General features: G+C 55.1%; 17 protein-coding genes and 1 tRNA gene. 16 read left to right on the plus strand and 2 right to left on the minus strand.

Features of this window, described 5'->3' with window-relative positions; genetic code table 11:
• The first annotated feature begins 100 nt into the window (after positions 1–100).
• Positions 101–175, plus strand: a tRNA-Gln gene (locus tag INF86_RS18885).
• A 108-nt stretch (positions 176–283) separates the two neighbouring features.
• Here INF86_RS18885 and ubiF read toward each other — a convergent pair.
• A complete protein-coding gene (ubiF, locus tag INF86_RS18890) occupies positions 284–1,459 on the minus strand; it encodes a 3-demethoxyubiquinol 3-hydroxylase (RefSeq protein ID WP_193543802.1) in 1,176 nt (391 codons plus the stop codon).
• 135 nt (positions 1,460–1,594) lie between these two features.
• Between ubiF and miaB the strand changes: the two genes are divergently transcribed.
• The 10 genes from miaB to rihA all read left to right on the plus strand — a co-directional run bounded on the left by miaB (position 1,595) and on the right by rihA (position 11,845).
• Positions 1,595–3,019 (plus strand): tRNA (N6-isopentenyl adenosine(37)-C2)-methylthiotransferase MiaB, encoded by a 1,425-nt coding sequence (gene miaB, locus INF86_RS18895; RefSeq protein WP_003858672.1) that lies wholly within the window; start codon positions 1,595–1,597, stop codon positions 3,017–3,019.
• 163 nt (positions 3,020–3,182) lie between these two features.
• Positions 3,183–4,229 carry a PhoH family protein gene (locus INF86_RS18900; RefSeq protein WP_022647440.1) on the plus strand — a complete coding sequence of 349 codons (1,047 nt, stop codon included), beginning with the start codon at positions 3,183–3,185 and terminating at the stop codon, positions 4,227–4,229.
• Positions 4,226–4,693 carry an rRNA maturation RNase YbeY gene (ybeY, locus tag INF86_RS18905; RefSeq protein ID WP_193543803.1) on the plus strand — a complete coding sequence of 156 codons (468 nt, stop codon included), beginning with the start codon at positions 4,226–4,228 and terminating at the stop codon, positions 4,691–4,693. Before INF86_RS18900 ends, ybeY begins: the two co-directional genes overlap by 4 nt.
• A gap of 84 nt (positions 4,694–4,777) precedes the next feature.
• A complete protein-coding gene (gene corC / locus INF86_RS18910) occupies positions 4,778–5,656 on the plus strand; it encodes a CNNM family magnesium/cobalt transport protein CorC (RefSeq protein ID WP_003858679.1) in 879 nt (292 codons plus the stop codon).
• A 5-nt stretch (positions 5,657–5,661) separates the two neighbouring features.
• Entirely contained in the window at positions 5,662–7,200 is a 1,539-nt protein-coding gene (gene lnt / locus INF86_RS18915) for an apolipoprotein N-acyltransferase (protein ID WP_193543804.1), read from the plus strand.
• Positions 7,201–7,583: 383 nt separating this feature from the next.
• The gene (locus INF86_RS18920; protein ID WP_022647438.1) at positions 7,584–8,489 is read left to right on the plus strand and encodes an amino acid ABC transporter substrate-binding protein; all 906 of its coding nucleotides are present in this window, start codon (positions 7,584–7,586) and stop codon (positions 8,487–8,489) included.
• Positions 8,490–8,644: 155 nt separating this feature from the next.
• A complete protein-coding gene (gene gltJ / locus INF86_RS18925) occupies positions 8,645–9,385 on the plus strand; it encodes a glutamate/aspartate ABC transporter permease GltJ (protein WP_015571133.1) in 741 nt (246 codons plus the stop codon).
• A complete protein-coding gene (gene gltK, locus INF86_RS18930) occupies positions 9,385–10,059 on the plus strand; it encodes a glutamate/aspartate ABC transporter permease GltK (protein WP_022647437.1) in 675 nt (224 codons plus the stop codon). The genes gltJ and gltK overlap by 1 nt, the downstream gene beginning before the upstream one ends.
• Positions 10,059–10,784 carry an amino acid ABC transporter ATP-binding protein gene (locus INF86_RS18935; RefSeq protein ID WP_006809622.1) on the plus strand — a complete coding sequence of 242 codons (726 nt, stop codon included), beginning with the start codon at positions 10,059–10,061 and terminating at the stop codon, positions 10,782–10,784. The genes gltK and INF86_RS18935 overlap by 1 nt, the downstream gene beginning before the upstream one ends.
• A 119-nt stretch (positions 10,785–10,903) precedes the next feature.
• A complete protein-coding gene (gene rihA, locus INF86_RS18940; RefSeq protein ID WP_193543805.1) occupies positions 10,904–11,845 on the plus strand; it encodes a pyrimidine-specific ribonucleoside hydrolase RihA in 942 nt (313 codons plus the stop codon).
• A 67-nt stretch (positions 11,846–11,912) separates the two neighbouring features.
• On the opposite strand, the gene INF86_RS18945 is transcribed toward rihA, so the two are convergent.
• The gene (locus INF86_RS18945; RefSeq protein WP_032621827.1) at positions 11,913–12,395 is read right to left on the minus strand and encodes a zinc ribbon-containing protein; all 483 of its coding nucleotides are present in this window, start codon (positions 12,393–12,395) and stop codon (positions 11,913–11,915) included.
• 214 nt (positions 12,396–12,609) lie between these two features.
• On the opposite strand from INF86_RS18945, the gene leuS reads away from it, so the two are divergent.
• The 5 genes from leuS to rsfS all read left to right on the plus strand — a co-directional run bounded on the left by leuS (position 12,610) and on the right by rsfS (position 18,051).
• Positions 12,610–15,192 (plus strand): leucine--tRNA ligase, encoded by a 2,583-nt coding sequence (gene leuS, locus INF86_RS18950; protein WP_015571136.1) that lies wholly within the window; start codon positions 12,610–12,612, stop codon positions 15,190–15,192.
• 14 nt (positions 15,193–15,206) lie between these two features.
• The gene (lptE, locus tag INF86_RS18955) at positions 15,207–15,776 is read left to right on the plus strand and encodes an LPS assembly lipoprotein LptE (protein WP_022647432.1); all 570 of its coding nucleotides are present in this window, start codon (positions 15,207–15,209) and stop codon (positions 15,774–15,776) included.
• Complete coding sequence (gene holA / locus INF86_RS18960; protein ID WP_193543806.1) at positions 15,776–16,807, plus strand: DNA polymerase III subunit delta; 1,032 nt, start codon at positions 15,776–15,778, stop codon at positions 16,805–16,807. The genes lptE and holA overlap by 1 nt, the downstream gene beginning before the upstream one ends.
• Positions 16,800–17,465 (plus strand): nicotinate-nucleotide adenylyltransferase, encoded by a 666-nt coding sequence (gene nadD, locus INF86_RS18965; RefSeq protein ID WP_193543807.1) that lies wholly within the window; start codon positions 16,800–16,802, stop codon positions 17,463–17,465. The genes holA and nadD overlap by 8 nt, the downstream gene beginning before the upstream one ends.
• Positions 17,466–17,733: 268 nt before the next feature.
• A complete protein-coding gene (gene rsfS, locus INF86_RS18970) occupies positions 17,734–18,051 on the plus strand; it encodes a ribosome silencing factor (protein ID WP_003858696.1) in 318 nt (105 codons plus the stop codon).

Consider the following 18,051-nt stretch of genomic DNA (forward strand, 5'->3'; position numbering starts at 1 on the left):
GCCAAGCGGTAAGGCACCGGATTCTGATTCCGGCATTCCGAGGTTCGAATCCTCGTACCCCAGCCACTTTAAAGTCGTTAAGCAGTTTGTTTAACGCAATTGGGGTGTCGCCAAGCGGTAAGGCTCTGGTTTCTGATACCAGCATTCCGGGGTTCGAATCCCTGCACCCCAGCCACTTAAAACAAAAAAGCCCGCTCTGCGGGCTTTTTTGTTTTTGTTGCTCAGAATAGTGCGGCCTGATGCCCTCACCCTAACCCTCTCCCACGGGGAGAGGGAATAAAGATTAGAGTCCGAGGGCGTATTTCAGTGCCTGACGCTTCAGACCACCGGCACGTTCCGCTGCCATCAATCCAATATTGCGCAGTATCCGCACCGGACCCACGTCATTGCTGAACCCGGCATAGAACAGATCCATCCCCGACTGCATAATGAAGTTATCCGCCATACGGCGCGTCTGGTAGCGCTTCAGTACCTGATGGCTGGCCCAGGCTTCCGCGTGGGCGCGAGCGTTACCCAGCACATCCAGTAACGCATCGACGTCACGGTATCCCAGGTTAACCCCCTGCCCCGCCAGCGGATGAATGGTGTGCGCCGCGTCTCCCACCAGGGCCAGCCCTTCACGGGCATACTGCAACGCATGGCGTCGCATCAGCGGGAATGCGCCAGCGGCAACCGGGGTCACGTTACCCAGACGGCGCGGGAAGTGCTGGCGGATTTCGCGCTGCAACTGATCCATGGACAGCCCCTGCAACTGTCGAATGCGCGCCGGCTTGTCGTACCACACCAGCGAAGCCCAGTTATCAAACAACGGTAAGAATGCATGCGGGCCGTTCGGCGTAAAATGCTGCCAGGTGCTTTCGCCCGGCGCGTTTTCTGACTGCACGGTGATCAGCATGCAGGATTGCTGATACTGCCAGGCATGGATCCCAATGCCTGCCATCTGCCTGACCTGCGAGTTCGCGCCATCCGCCCCCACCAACAGCTTCACGGCCAGCTCATCGTCGTTATCCAGCGTCAGGAGATATCCACCTTCATGACGATGCAGGGCTTTCAGCGAGTCCGGAACACGCAGCGTCACCTTCGGGTGCGCCTCCAGCGCCTGCCAGAGTGCCTGCTGGAGCACGTTGTTTTCCACCATATAGCCCAGGCGCGGCAGTTTCAGCTCGGCGGCGTCAAACGAGACGTGAGCATTTTCCCACTCCCAGGTTTCAAGACGGCTGTAGGGGTGCGCGCGCATCGCCAGCACCGCCTCCCAGACGCCCAGCCCGCGAAGCAGATCAACAGAGGACGCGCTGATGGCGGAAATACGCACGTCCGGTTGGCTGGCAGGATCGAATACCGGCGGAGCCGCCTGTTCAATAACAGTTACGTCAAATCCCTGCTGCGCCAGCCCCAGCGCCAGTGCGCCGCCGACCATACCGCCGCCAACAACGGCAACTTCGGTGTTCAGGAGTGTCATGGTCACTATTCCTTATTGGAGAATACCTTAAGTTTACCGGATTTTTGCGGCCCTGAGGTTGACAACCTTCATACTGGTCACAACCGCACCAAAGCATTACAATACGCGGCTTGCAATCCTGAGCTGAGCAAGTCGATGACTAAAAAACTCCATATAAAAACCTGGGGCTGTCAGATGAACGAATACGATTCATCGAAGATGGCCGATCTGCTGGATACCACCCACGGATACCAGCTGACTGAAAATGCGAAAGAAGCCGATGTGCTGCTGCTGAACACCTGTTCAATTCGTGAAAAAGCACAGGAAAAAGTCTTTCATGTGTTAGGCCGCTGGAAGCTTCTCAAACGGAAAAATCCGGACCTGATCATTGGCGTGGGTGGCTGCGTCGCATCGCAGGAAGGTAAGCTGATCCGCCAGAGAGCCCCCTATGTGGATATCGTTTTTGGCCCTCAGACCCTGCACCGCCTGCCAGAGATGATTAATCAGGTTCGCGGCAGCCGTAGCCCGGTGGTTGACGTGAGTTTCCCGGAGATCGAGAAATTTGACCGTCTGCCAGAGCCGCGCGCTGATGGCCCGACCGCCTTCGTCTCCATCATGGAAGGCTGCAACAAATACTGTACTTACTGCGTGGTACCTTACACCCGCGGTGAAGAAGTGAGCCGCCCGGCAGACGATATCCTGTTTGAAATCGCGCAGCTTGCCGCGCAGGGCGTTCGCGAAGTGAACCTGCTGGGCCAGAACGTGAACGCCTGGCGCGGGGAAAACTACGACGGCACCACTGGCAGCTTTGCTGAACTGCTGCGTCTGGTGGCGGCGATTGACGGCATTGACCGCATTCGCTTTACCACCAGCCATCCGATGGAATTTACCGACGACATTATTGACGTCTATCGCGATACGCCAGAGCTGGTGAGCTTCCTGCACCTGCCGATCCAGTGCGGCTCTGACCGCGTGCTGAACCTGATGGGTCGTCCACATACGGTGCTGGAGTATAAGTCCACCATCCGCAAGCTGCGTGAAGCGCGCCCGGATATCCAGATTAGCTCCGACTTTATCGTCGGCTTCCCTGGCGAAACCGCTGATGACTTCGAGCGTACCATGAAGCTCATCGGCGAGGTGAATTTCGACGTCAGCTACAGCTTCATCTTCTCAGCACGCCCGGGCACCCCAGCGGCCGATATGGTTGACGATGTGCCGGAAGAAGAGAAAAAGCAGCGTCTCTATATTTTGCAGGAGCGTATCAACCAGCAGGCCAATGCCTGGAGCCGTCGTATGCTCGGCACTGTCCAGCGTATTCTGGTGGAAGGCACTTCACGTAAGAGCATCATGGAACTGTCCGGTCGAACCGAAAATAACCGCGTGGTGAATTTTGAAGGCACCCCGGACATGATTGGTAAGTTTGTGGACGTCGAGATTGTCGAAGTGCTCACGAACTCGCTGCGCGGGAAGGTGGTACGCACTGAGGACGAAATGGGTCTGCGTATTGCACAGACTCCGGAATCCGTTATCTCTCGCACCCGTAAAGTCAACGATTCTGGCGTAGGTATTTACCAGCCCTGATCCCTCTGGCCTGCCTGTCCGGCAGGCCTTGTATTTCCTCTCATCACCCCCAATATCTACCGCAACGCTTGCGCCTTTATTCTATGGCGTGAATAATTTCGGTAATGACCGTTTTATTACGCCGTGTGGCCACAGGTCAGTTAACCAAATAAAGAGGAACAGTTTGAACATAGATACGCGTGAAATTAGCCTTGAGCCCGCAGACAACGCTCGCCTGCTGAGCCTGTGCGGGCCGTTTGATGACAACATCAAACAACTGGAGCGACGTCTGGGTATCGAAATCAATCGTCGCGATAACCATTTCAAACTCACCGGACGCCCAATCTGCGTCAACGCCGCGGCAGATATTCTCCGCAGCCTGTATGTTGATACCGCCCCGATGCGCGGTGAGATCCAGGATATTGAACCTGAACAGATCCACCTGGCCATCAAAGAGGCGCGCGTGCTTGAGCAGAGCGCGGAAAGCGTGCCGGACTATGGCAAAGCCATCAACATTAAAACCAAACGCGGCGTGATTAAGCCTCGTACCCCGAACCAGGCACAGTACATCGCCAACATTCTCGACCATGACATCACCTTTGGCGTGGGTCCGGCGGGTACGGGTAAAACCTATCTGGCCGTTGCTGCTGCGGTCGATGCACTTGAGCGTCAGGAGATCCGCCGTATCCTGCTGACCCGCCCTGCTGTAGAAGCCGGTGAGAAACTCGGCTTCCTGCCGGGCGATTTAAGTCAGAAAGTGGACCCCTACCTGCGCCCGCTGTACGACGCGCTGTTCGAAATGCTCGGCTTCGAGAAAGTTGAAAAGCTCATTGAACGTAACGTGATTGAAGTGGCCCCGCTGGCCTACATGCGTGGGCGTACACTTAACGACGCGTTCATCATTCTGGATGAGAGCCAGAACACCACCATCGAACAGATGAAGATGTTTCTGACGCGTATTGGCTTTAACTCGAAAGCGGTTATCACCGGTGACGTGACCCAGATTGACCTGCCGCGTAACACCAAATCGGGTCTGCGTCACGCCATCGAAGTGCTGGCCGAGGTAGACGAAATCAGCTTTAACTTCTTCCACAGCGAAGACGTGGTACGCCACCCGGTGGTCGCGCGTATCGTTAACGCTTATGAGGCCTGGGAAGAGGCAGATCAGAAGCGCAGGGCCGAGCTGGCCGCAGAACGTAAGCGCGAAGCGCAGGAGCATGAACAGAAATGAGTCAGGTGATCCTCGATTTACAGCTGGCCTGTGAAGATAATTCCTGCATGCCAGAAGAGGCACAGTTTCAGAAATGGCTGGATGCCGTTATCCCCCAGTTTCAGGAAGAATCAGAGGTCACGATTCGCCTGGTGGATGAAGCAGAAAGCCATGAGCTCAACCTGACCTATCGCGGGAAAGATAAGCCGACCAATGTGCTCTCTTTCCCGTTCGAAGCCCCACCGGGCATTGAGATGCCGCTGCTGGGCGATCTGATCATCTGCCGTCAGGTGGTTGAGCAGGAAGCCAAAGAACAGCAAAAGCCGCTGGAAGCGCACTGGGCACACATGGTGGTGCACGGTAGCCTGCATCTTCTGGGTTACGACCATATTGAAGATGACGAAGCGGAAGAGATGGAATCCCTCGAGACAGAGATAATGCTTGCTCTGGGCTATGAGGATCCGTACATTGCCGAGAAAGAATAGTCAGTCACTGACTACCATGCCGCCGCGCAGGGACATAGCGCGGCGGTTAACGTTGAACTAACAAGAGAACCCTTAACAAACGCCATGAGCGACGACAATTCACACAGTAGCGACACGACAACCACTAAAAAGGGATTTTTCTCCCTCATCCTGAACCAGCTTTTCCACGGCGAACCGAAAAACCGTGATGAACTGCTGGAGCTGATTCGTGATTCCGGGCAGAACGACCTTATCGACGAAGATACGCGCGAAATGCTCGAAGGGGTGATGGACATCGCCGACCAGCGCGTCCGCGACATCATGATCCCCCGCTCGCAGATGATTACCCTGAAACGCAACCAGACGCTGGACGAGTGCCTCGATGTGATTATCGAATCGGCTCACTCACGTTTCCCGGTCATCAGCGAAGACAAAGATCACATCGAAGGGATTTTGATGGCGAAAGATCTGCTGCCGTTTATGCGCAGCGATGCCGAAGCCTTCAGTATGGAAAAAGTGTTACGCCCGGCCGTGGTTGTGCCGGAAAGTAAGCGTGTGGATCGGATGCTGAAGGAGTTTCGCTCCCAGCGCTATCACATGGCGATTGTTATTGATGAATTTGGTGGCGTTTCCGGTCTGGTCACAATCGAAGACATCCTTGAGCTGATCGTGGGCGAAATCGAAGATGAGTATGACGAAGAAGAGGATATCGACTTCCGTCAGCTGAGCCGCCACACCTGGACCGTGCGCGCGCTGGCCTCCATTGAAGACTTCAATGACACCTTTGGCACCAGCTTCAGTGATGAAGAAGTGGACACCATTGGTGGTCTGGTGATGCAGGCCTTCGGCCATCTTCCGGCCCGCGGTGAAACCGTTGACATCGATGGTTACCAGTTCAAGGTCGCAATGGCTGACAGCCGACGTATTATTCAGGTTCATGTCAGAATGCCGGACGACTCACCGGTGCCAAAACTGGAAGATTAATGTAAATGGCATTTGCCCCACTCTTTGAACGCCAGCGCGTCCGTTTGCTGCTGGCGCTGTTACTCGGAGCCAGCGGTACGCTGGCTTTTTCTCCTTACGATATTTGGCCAGCCGCTATTCTCTCCCTGATGGGGCTACAGGGTCTTACCCTGAACCGTCGTCCGGTACAGGCCGCGGCCATAGGCTACTTCTGGGGGCTGGGGCTGTTTGGCTCTGGTATCAACTGGGTCTACGTCAGTATCGCTCAATTTGGCGGAATGCCGGGGCCGGTTAACGTCTTCCTGGTTGTGCTGCTCGCCGCCTATCTTTCGCTCTACACTGGCCTGTTCGCCGGTATTCTATCTCGTCTGTGGCCTAAAACGACCTGGCTGCGCGTCGCGATAGCGGCTCCCGTTGTCTGGCAAATCACCGAATTTCTGCGCGGCTGGGTACTGACCGGCTTCCCGTGGTTGCAGTTCGGCTATAGCCAGGTGGACGGCCCGCTGAAAGGTCTGGCTCCCATCATGGGCGTGGAGGCGATTAACTTCCTGCTCATGGCGGTCAGCGGCCTGCTGGTGCTGGCTCTGGTGACACGTAACTGGAAGCCGCTGGTTGCCGCGTTAATCCTGTTTGCCCTGCCTTTCCCACTGCGTTATATCCAGTGGTTCACGCTGGAGCCCGCGCGCGCCACGCAGGTATCGTTGATACAGGGCGATATCCCGCAGTCATTGAAATGGGATGAGAATCAGCTGCTGAACACGCTGAAAATCTACGCCAATGCCACTGAAAAGGTGATGGGTAAATCGCAGCTCATCATCTGGCCTGAGTCTGCGATCCCGGATCTGGAGATCAATCAGCAGCCCTTCCTGAAGATGATGGACGATCTGCTGCGCGCGCGCGGCAGTACGCTGATTACCGGAATTGTGGATGCGCGTCTCAATCAGCAGAACCGCTATGACACGTACAACACGATCATTACGCTCGGTAAGGACAGCAAATACAGCTATACCTCCACCAATCGTTACAACAAAAATCACCTTGTACCGTTTGGCGAATTTGTTCCGCTGGAGTCTATTCTGCGCCCACTGGCACCGTTCTTTGACCTGCCGATGTCCTCATTCAGCCGGGGCCCTTACGTTCAGCCGCAGCTGCATGCGCACGGTTTTGCCCTGACGGCCGCTATTTGCTACGAGATTATCCTCGGCGAGCAGGTGCGCGATAACTTCCGCCCGGACACCGACTATCTGCTGACCATCTCAAACGATGCGTGGTTCGGTAAATCGATCGGCCCGTGGCAGCACTTCCAGATGGCACGAATGCGTTCTCTGGAGCTGGCACGTCCGCTGTTGCGCAGCACCAATAACGGCATCACCGCCGTGATTGGCCCGCAGGGTGAAATCCAGGCCATGATCCCGCAGTTCACCCGTGAGGTGCTGACCACGAAAGTCACGCCAGCTACGGGCCTGACGCCTTATGCGCGCACCGGGAACTGGCCGCTGTGGATCCTGACCACGCTGTTCGGTTTTGCCGCCGTAGTGATGAGCCTGCGTCAGCGTCGTAGATAACCTGGCCTTCTGTTGCCGGGTGGCGGCTACGCCTTACCCGGCCTACTCTCCGGCGCAGCCGCCACCCGACAATTTCCTCCTAAACTTCAATTCTGGCACGCCTGTTGCTTTGTTTAATTACGCAAACGCTGTCTGGCTTAACGTGCAACCTTGTCGCACCAGCATGGATCTCCGGTAGCACCGAAACGGTGCAACGAGAGATTATTGCCTCTGAATGGTGCGGCGCGCTTCGCAAAAATAAACAATAACGCAGCAAAATCTTTACATTAAGCCAGACTAAATGTTAACAAGCTTGCATAACACTGCACTCGCATTGCGCGAGATATAACAACATCACAATGGGTATCAAAGCGTCACTGGCGCTGATAAGAAAGGAGTTGGGTATGCAATTACGTAAACTGGCCACAGCAATGCTGGTTATGGGAATGTCTGCGGGCATCGTTCACGCTGAAGACGCTCCGGCAGCAGGAAGCACTCTCGACAAGATTGCCAAAAACGGCGTGATCGTGGTCGGCCACCGTGAATCTTCTGTCCCGTTCTCTTACTACGACAACACGCAAAAAGTCGTGGGCTATTCACAGGATTACTCCAACGCCATCGTTGAAGCCGTGAAGAAAAAGCTGAACAAACCTGACCTGCAAGTGAAGCTGATCCCCATCACTTCACAGAACCGTATTCCTCTGCTGCAAAACGGCACATTTGATTTTGAATGTGGCTCAACCACCAACAACCTTGAGCGTCAGAAACAGGCCGCTTTCTCGGACACTATCTTCGTTGTAGGCACCCGCCTGCTGACGAAGAAAGGCGGCGATATCAAAGATTTTGCTGACCTGAAAGGCAAAGCGGTTGTCGTGACCTCCGGTACCACGTCCGAAGTGCTGCTGCACAAGCTGAACGACGAGAAGAAAATGGACATGCGCATCATCAGCGCGAAAGATCACGGCGACTCCTTCCGTACCCTGGAAAGCGGTCGTGCCGTTGCGTTTATGATGGATGACGCTCTGCTGGCAGGCGAGCGCGCCAAGGCGAAGAAACCAGACAACTGGGAAATCGTCGGGACTGCGCAGTCGAAAGAAGCTTACGGCTGTATGCTGCGTAAAGGCGATGAAGGCTTCAAAAAGCTGATCGATGACACCATCGCTCAAGCGCAAACCTCTGGCGAAGCGGCAAAATGGTTCGACAAATGGTTCAAGAACCCAATTCCACCAAAAAACCTGAACATGAACTTTGAACTGTCTGACGACATGAAAGCGCTGTTCAAATCACCAAACGACAAAGCTCTTAACTAACTAGAACGACAGGGGCGGGATCTCCTGCCCTCTCGATTGTCGGGAAGCATGGACAGACTATACGTTGAGTGGTCGTTCCCCACTCAGCGCAAAAATTGAGCTTCTCACCAATCTTCGAGGGTAGCGCTGCTACCCTCTTTTTTCTGGAGTTTACTATGTCAATTGACTGGAACTGGGGCATCTTTCTGCAACAAGCCCCGTTCGGCAACACCACCTATCTCGGCTGGCTGTGGAGCGGCTTTCAGGTTACCGTTGCGTTATCGATAACGGCGTGGATTATCGCGTTTCTTGTCGGTTCGCTGTTCGGTATTCTGCGTACCGTCCCTAACCGTTTTCTCTCTTCGATTGGCACGCTCTATGTGGAACTGTTCCGTAACGTTCCGCTGATCGTGCAGTTCTTTACCTGGTATCTGGTGATCCCGGAACTGCTGCCGGAAGATCTCGGCATGTGGTTCAAGGCCGAGCTGGATCCTAACGTACAATTCTTTGTCTCCTCCATGCTGTGTCTGGGACTGTTCACCGCTGCGCGCGTCTGCGAGCAGGTGCGTGCCGCCATACAGTCACTGCCACGCGGACAAAAGAATGCGGCACTGGCGATGGGCCTGACCCTGCCACAAGCCTACCGTTACGTACTGCTGCCTAACGCTTACCGCGTCATCGTTCCGCCGATGACCTCCGAGATGATGAACCTGGTAAAAAACTCGGCCATCGCCTCAACCATTGGTCTGGTAGATATGGCGGCGCAGGCGGGCAAACTGCTGGATTACTCCGCTCACGCATGGGAATCCTTCACGGCAATCACGCTCGCCTATGTTCTGATTAACGCTTTCATCATGCTGGTGATGAACCTGGTTGAACGCAAAGTACGCCTGCCGGGCAATCTGGGGGGCAAATAATGTACGAATTTGACTGGAGTTCCATTGTTCCCTCCATGCCTTATCTGCTGGATGGCCTGGCGATCACCTTAAAGATTACCGTAATCGCCATTATCGTCGGTATTGTCTGGGGCACCCTGCTGGCAGTGATGCGCCTGTCGAGCTTTAAACCGCTCGCCTGGTTTGCTACGGCTTACGTTAACGTGTTCCGCTCCATTCCACTGGTCATGGTGCTGTTGTGGTTTTACCTGATTGTTCCCGGCTTTTTACAGAACGTGCTGGGACTGTCGCCGAAAACCGATATCCGCCTGATCTCTGCCATGGTGGCATTCTCTATGTTTGAAGCCGCCTACTACTCCGAGATCATCCGCGCAGGTATTCAGAGTATCTCGCGCGGGCAGTCCAGCGCTGCGCTGGCGCTCGGTATGACGCACTGGCAGTCCATGAAGCTCATTATTCTGCCGCAGGCGTTTCGCGCCATGGTTCCGCTGCTGCTGACGCAGGGCATCGTCCTGTTCCAGGATACCTCCCTGGTCTACGTGCTGAGCCTGGCAGACTTCTTCCGTACCGCCTCCACCATTGGCGAACGTGACGGAACGCAGGTTGAGATGATCCTCTTCGCAGGCGGGGTCTATTTTGTGATTAGTTTAAGCGCATCGCTGTTGGTCAGCTGGCTGAAGAAAAGGACCGTATAATGATTTCCCTGAAAAATGTTTCTAAATGGTATGGGCACTTTCAGGTGCTGACCGACTGCTCAACAGAAGTGAAAAAAGGCGATGTGGTGGTGGTATGCGGCCCGTCCGGCTCCGGTAAGTCGACGCTTATCAAAACCGTTAATGGGCTGGAACCTGTCCAGCAGGGCGAGATTGTCGTTAACGGCACCAAAGTGAATGACCGCAAAACCAACCTTGCCCAGCTTCGCTCCCACGTTGGGATGGTGTTCCAGCATTTTGAGCTGTTCCCTCACCTCTCCATCATTGAGAACCTGACGCTGGCGCAGGTGAAAGTGCTGAAGCGCGACAAAAAAGCGGCGCGTGAAAAGGGACTGAAGTTGCTGGAACGCGTCGGGCTGTCTGCACATGCGGATAAGTTCCCTGCGCAGCTTTCAGGTGGCCAACAGCAGCGCGTGGCAATCGCGCGTGCGCTGTGCATGGATCCGGTGGCGATGCTGTTTGATGAGCCGACGTCCGCGCTCGATCCTGAGATGATCAACGAAGTGCTGGACGTTATGGTGGAACTGGCGCACGAAGGGATGACCATGATGGTGGTGACGCACGAAATGGGCTTCGCCCGTAAAGTGGCCAACCGTGTGATCTTCATGGATGAAGGGAAAATTGTTGAAGACTCACCGAAAGAAGAGTTCTTCGCAAATCCTAAATCTGAACGTGCAAAAGACTTCCTCGCCAAAATCCTGCATTAATCTTTTTAGTGCGCAATCTGTGGATTGCGCACTGCTTCACGCTTTAGATCTCTTTTTCTATTCGGCGTCACATCGCAGCGTTAACCTTGTCACAAATAATGCTAAGAATGGAGAACGCCATGGCACAGCCTATTATTCTCGACTGCGATCCGGGTCATGATGACGCAATCGCACTCGTCCTTGCTCTTGCCTCCCCTGAACTGGAAGTAAAAGCTGTCACCGCCTCTGCAGGGAACCAGACGCCGGATAAAACCCTGCGAAACGTGTTGCGCATGTTAACGCTGCTAAAACGCACCGATATTCCGGTCGCAGGTGGCGCCATTAAGCCGCTAATGCGCGAGCTGATCATTGCGGATAACGTTCACGGTGAAAGTGGGCTGGATGGCCCGGCGCTGCCGGAGCCGGGTTTCGCACCACAAAACTGTACTGCCGTCGAGCTCATGGCGAAAGTTCTGCGTGAAAGCGCAGAGCCCGTGACGCTGGTGGCGACCGGCCCACAGACCAACGTAGCGCTGCTGCTGAACAGCCATCCTGAACTGCACAGCAATATCGCCCGTATCGTCATCATGGGCGGGGCAATGGGGCTGGGGAACTGGACGCCAGCCGCGGAGTTCAACATCTTTGTTGACCCGGAAGCCGCAGAAATCGTCTTCCAGTCGGGCCTACCGATTGTGATGGCGGGGCTGGACGTTACCCACCGCGCACAAATTATGGCGCAGGACATCGAACGATTTCGTACTGTGGGTAACCCGGTTGCAACAACCGTGGCAGAGCTGCTCGATTTCTTTATGGAGTATCACAAAGCCGAGAAGTGGGGATTCCACGGCGCCCCGCTGCATGACCCATGCACCATCGCCTGGCTACTGAAGCCGGAAATGTTTACTACGGTCGAGCGTTGGGTTGGTGTGGAAACACAGGGGAAATATACCCAGGGAATGACGGTGGTGGACTATTACTCGCTGACGGGAAACAAGCCGAATACCACAGTGATGGTGGATATCGATCGGAAAGCGTTTGTGGATTTGCTAGCGGAGAGGCTGGCTTATTATTCTGCGGCCTGATGCCCTCACCCACAGGGAGAGGGAGCAGACACTAAAAACGGCAACGACGTTGCCGTTTTGCTTTTACCTACGGCTCAAACGGCCGACGCTGGAACTGGTCGTGCCCGCATTTCGGACACAGCGACAGCACCTCCGGCGTATAAACGGCGATATGGTGGTGGCACTTCTCACACACCAGGTTCCCCAGCCCCACCACTTCGCCGCTGTGATAGACACCGTGGTGGTTTAAATCCTGGAATACCTCGCGCCACTCCAGTTGGGTTTTATCGGTAATATCCGCCAGCTCCTGCCACAGGCTCTCTTTAATTACCCGCATAAAAACACTGTCGGCGATTTCGTCCTGGCTCTCTTCATAGCTTCGCGCAAACTCTTCCAGGTCGCGGCGCACGGCGCGCGTCACCTCTTCCACTTCGGTTCGCGATAACTCACCCGTTTGCGTCACGCGTGCGCGTGCCTGTTCGACCAACGCGTCGATATCACGCTCGCCGTTACGCAGCCTTTCCGTCAGAGTCGCTACCAGTTCACGGTAAAATTGAGCAACCTTGTTCATCATTTTGCCTCCCGGGTAAGTAACTGTCTCTAATAATAGACCTTATTTCGTCGCCGCTTTGTCAGGTGAAGCACAGACCCGGTAAATTCCTGCAAAGTGCATTTGCGTGAAAGGCTGTTTTGACGCGGGCGTTTGGGCTATGCTATGCGGATCTGAATTACCACATCCATTGGCTACATTTGTAGCTGTATTGAACACAGGACCACTGGCTGCCATGCAAGAGCAATACCGCCCGGAAGAGATAGAATCAAAAGTCCAGCAACACTGGGACGAGAAGCGCACCTTTGAAGTAACCGAAGACGAGAGCAAAGAGAAGTATTACTGCCTGTCGATGCTTCCCTATCCTTCTGGTCGACTACACATGGGCCACGTGCGTAACTACACCATCGGTGACGTGATTGCACGCTACCAGCGTATGCTGGGCAAAAACGTACTTCAGCCTATCGGCTGGGATGCGTTCGGCCTGCCTGCTGAAGGCGCGGCGGTGAAAAACAACACGGCACCGGCTCCGTGGACGTACGACAACATCGCGTACATGAAAAACCAGCTGAAAATGCTGGGCTTTGGCTATGACTGGAGCCGCGAGCTGGCAACCTGTACCCCGGAATACTACCGCTGGGAGCAGAAGTTCTTCACCGAGCTGTATAAAAAAGGCCTGGTCTACAAGAAAACGTCCGCCGTTAACTGGTGCCCGAACGACCAGACCGTTCTCGCGAACGAGCAGGTTATCGATGGCTGCTGCTGGCGCTGTGACACCAAAGTAGAGCGTAAAGAGATCCCGCAGTGGTTTATCAAAATCACCGCCTACGCTGACGAACTGCTGAACGATCTGGATAATCTGGATCACTGGCCTGACACCGTTAAGACCATGCAGCGCAACTGGATCGGCCGTTCCGAAGGTGTGGAAATTACCTTTAACGTAGAAAACTACGACCAGACGCTGACCGTCTACACCACCCGTCCGGACACCTTCATGGGCGCGACCTACCTGGCCGTGGCCGCAGGTCACCCGCTGGCGCAAAAAGCGGCGGAAAACAATCCGGAGCTGGCGACCTTTATCGACGAATGCCGCAACACGAAAGTGGCCGAAGCCGACATGGCGACGATGGAGAAAAAAGGCGTTGATACCGGCTTCAAAGCGATCCACCCGCTGACGGGCGAAGCGATACCTGTCTGGGCCGCCAACTTCGTACTGATGGAATACGGCACAGGCGCCGTGATGGCCGTGCCGGGTCACGATCAGCGCGACTACGAATTTGCCACCAAATACGGCCTGACCATCAAGCCTGTTATTCTTGCTGCTGACGGCTCTGAACCCGATCTCTCTGAGCAAGCGCTGACTGAAAAAGGCACCCTGTTTAACTCCGGTGAGTTCAGCGGCCTGAGCTTCGAAGAGGGCTTCAACGCCATCGCCGACAAACTGGCCTCCCTGGGCGTGGGCGAGCGTAAAGTGAACTACCGTCTGCGCGACTGGGGCGTTTCCCGTCAGCGTTACTGGGGTGCGCCAATCCCAATGGTGACCCTGGAAGACGGCACCGTGATGCCAACGCCGGAAGATCAACTGCCGGTGATCCTGCCGGAAGACGTGGTCATGGACGGCATCACCAGCCCGATCAAAGCCGATCCTGAGTGGGCAAAAACCACCGTCAACGGTCAGCCAGCGCTGCGTGAAACCGACACCTTTGACACCTTTATGGAATCCTCCTGGTACTATGCGCGCTACACCTGCCCGCAGTACAAAGAAGGCATGCTGGATTCCGATGCTGCAAACTACTGGCTGCCGGTAGACATCTATATCGGTGGCATTGAACACGCCATCATGCACCTGCTCTACTTCCGCTTCTTCCACAAACTGATGCGTGACGCAGGCCTGGTCAACTCCGACGAACCGGCAAAACAGCTGCTGTGTCAGGGTATGGTGCTGGCAGATGCGTTCTACTACGTTGGCGCGAACGGTGAACGTAACTGGGTTTCTCCGGTTGATGCGATTGTGGAGCGTGACGAGAAAGGCCGTATCGTGAAGGCGAAAGACGCCGAAGGTCATGAACTGGTTTATACCGGCATGAGCAAGATGTCCAAGTCTAAAAATAACGGTATCGACCCGCAGGTGATGGTTGAGCGTTACGGCGCTGACACCGTGCGTCTGTTCATGATGTTCGCCTCCCCGGCAGATATGACGCTGGAATGGCAGGAATCCGGCGTTGAAGGGGCAAACCGCTTCCTGAAACGCGTCTGGAAACTGGTTTACGAGCACACCTCACAAGGTGATGCGCCAGCGCTGAACGTGGCTGCACTGAGCGAAGATCAGCAGGCGCTGCGTCGTGATGTTCATAAAACCATTGCGAAAGTCACCGATGATATTGGTCGTCGTCAGACCTTCAATACCGCAATTGCGGCTATTATGGAACTGATGAACAAGCTGGCGAAAGCCCCGCAGGACGGCGAGCAGGATCGCGCGTTAATGCGCGAAGCGCTGCTGGCGGTCGTTCGCATGCTGAACCCGTTCACGCCGCACGTTAGCTTCACCCTGTGGCAGGAGCTGAAAGGCGAAGGGGATATCGACAACGCGCCGTGGCCAGTGGCGGATGAATCCGCTATGGTGGAAAACACCACGCTGGTTGTGGTGCAGGTTAACGGTAAAGTGCGCGGTAAAATTACCGTCGCGGTCGACGCAACCGAAGAACAGGTTCGCGAGCGCGCAGGCCAGGAGCATCTGGTCGCGAAATACCTTGAGGGCGTTACCGTACGTAAAGTGATCTACGTACCCGGTAAACTGCTGAATCTGGTCGTTGGCTAAGCGCGGGAGGAAACGTGCGACACCTGGCAACAATACTCTTATCTCTGGCGGTGCTGGTCACCGCTGGCTGCGGCTGGCACCTGCGCAATACCACGGCAGTGCCGGCTCAGATGAAAACAATGATCTTCGACTCATCCGATCCGAATGGACCGCTGAGCCGGGCCATTCGTAACCAGCTGCGTTTGAACGATGTTGAGCTGATCGAGAAGGGAACCCTGCGTCAGGATGTTCCTTCGCTCCGCGTCCTGAAATCAACGCTGTCACAAGACACGGCATCGATCTTCCAGGATGGACGAACCGCGGAATATCAAATGGTGCTTACCGTTGATGCGGCCGTTTTAATGCCAGGTAAAGATATTTACCCTATCAATACCAAAGTCTACCGCTCGTTCTTCGATAACCCGCAGACGGCCCTGGCAAAAGACGCCGAACAGCAGATTATCATCAAGGAAATGTATGATAAGGCCGCGGAGCAACTGATCCGCAGACTGCCTGCCATTGCCGCGTCGACGAAAAAAGGCGCTGACGTTATCGAAACACCGGATGCCAGCACGCCGGATATGCCAACGTCGCTGGGTAACTGATGATCAGGTTGTATCCTGAACAACTCCGCGCGCAGCTCAACGAAGGGCTGCGCGCGGCCTATCTGCTACTCGGCAATGACCCCCTGTTACTTCAGGAAAGCCTTGATGCGGTTCGCCATGCGGCAGCCGCGCAGGGTTTCGATGAGCATCATACGTTCCAGATCGATAACAGTACCGACTGGAACGCTATCTTCTCGCTTTGTCAGGCCATGAGCCTGTTTGCCTCTCGTCAGACAATCCAGATCGTGCTGCCAGAGAATGGTCCTAACGCGGCCATCAATGAACAGCTGACCATGCTGGTGAGTTTATTACACGGCGATCTGCTGCTTATCGTACGCGGTAACAAGTTCACGAAAGCGCAGGAAAACGCGACCTGGTTTACCCAGCTTGCCACCAATGCGGTACTGGTCACCTGCCAGACGCCAGAACAGGCGCATCTGCCAAAATGGGTTGCCGCGCGCGCAAAGCTGCACAATCTGCAACTGGATGATGCCGCCAGCCAGCTCCTTTGCTATTGCTATGAAGGCAACCTTCTGGCACTGGCGCAGGCGCTGGACAGGCTCGCCCTGCTGTGGCCCGATGGCAAGCTGACGCTACCGCGCGTGGAACAGGCGGTGAATGATGCCGCGCACTTTACTCCCTTCCACTGGGTTGATGCGCTGCTGTCGGCGAAAAGTAAGCGAGCCCTGCACATACTGCAACAGCTGCGCCTGGAAGGGAGTGAGCGGGTCATTCTGCTCCGCACGCTCCAGCGCGAATTACTGCTGCTGAACAACCTTAAACGTCAGTCGGCACATACGCCCCTGCGCGCCTTATTCGATAAACATCGCGTCTGGCAGAACCGTCGGGCGATGACCACGGAGGCGATAAACCGCCTGAGCCAGGAGCAGTTGCGTCAGGCAGTGCAACTTCTGATGCGCGCCGAACTGACGTTAAAACAGGACTACGGCCAGTCTGTCTGGGCGGAGCTGGAGAGTCTCTCTTTGCTGCTCTGCCATAAGGCGCTGGCAGACGTATTTATCGATGGGTGATATGCATTCTTTACAGGCAATGTATGGCGGGACCTTCGACCCGGTACACTATGGGCATCTTAAGCCGGTAGAAATCCTCGCGAATTTGATTGGGTTGCAGCGGGTAATCATCATGCCCAACAATGTTCCTCCGCATCGTCCTCAGCCAGAAGCAACCAGCGAGCAGCGCAAAGCGATGCTCGCGCTGGCTATCGCAGATAAGCCTCTCTTCACGCTGGACGAGCGCGAATTGCGCAGGGATACCCCTTCCTGGACATCGCAAACGCTGCGGGAGTGGCGCGCTGAGCAGGGGCCCGTGCAACCGCTGGCGTTTATCATCGGCCAGGATTCCTTGCTCAACTTTCCCAGCTGGTACCAGTACGAAACCATTCTGGAAAACAGTCATCTGCTGGTCTGCCGCCGTCCGGGCTACCCGTTGACCATGCGCGATGCGCAGCATCAGCAGTGGCTTGACGCGCATCTGACGGACAATATAGAAGACCTGCACAGTCTACCCGCCGGGAAAATTTACCTCGCTGAAACGCCGTGGTTTGATATTTCCGCGACCCTCATCCGCGAGCGTCTCCAGCAGGGTTTAGACTGTGACGATCTCCTGCCCTCGCCCGTGCTGGCCTATATCCATGCACACGGTTTGTATCAGAAAAGTACAGATGCCTGATCATCACCGGCGAAAATGTCTGTTAATGTTTATCCTGCCTTGACAGGCTAAGCCATACTGATATCCTCCGCTGCCAGACTTTCCCGCCGATCGCTGCTTTACAGAAATTGTTTTACAAAAATGGCGATGCAATCTCAGGCGGAGGGTGGGATGATACCCGCCTTCAAAAGCCGGGCGGTGACATTTGTCCCGCGACTGGCGTCAGTTCAGGTATACTGACTGGCCACGAATTCATAGTTGTACAATCTCATTCACCCAGGGGGAAAACTTGCAGGGTAAAGCACTCCAGGATTTTGTTATCGACAAAATTGATGACCTGAAAGGTCAGGACATCATCGCTATCGACGTTAAGGGTAAATCCAGCATCACCGACTGCATGATCATCTGCACCGGGACCTCAACTCGTCACGTTGTTTCGATTGCTGACCATGTTGTTCAGGAATCGCGCGCGGCAGGGCTGCTTCCGCTGGGCGTTGAAGGTGAAGCGACCGCTGACTGGGTGGTTGTCGATCTCGGCGATGTGATTGTCCACGTCATGCAGGAAGAGAGCCGTCGCCTGTATGAGCTGGAAAAACTCTGGGGTTAA

Source organism: Enterobacter cloacae complex sp. I1M (assembly GCF_014982425.1).
GTDB classification, from domain to species: domain Bacteria; phylum Pseudomonadota; class Gammaproteobacteria; order Enterobacterales; family Enterobacteriaceae; genus Enterobacter; species Enterobacter intestinihominis.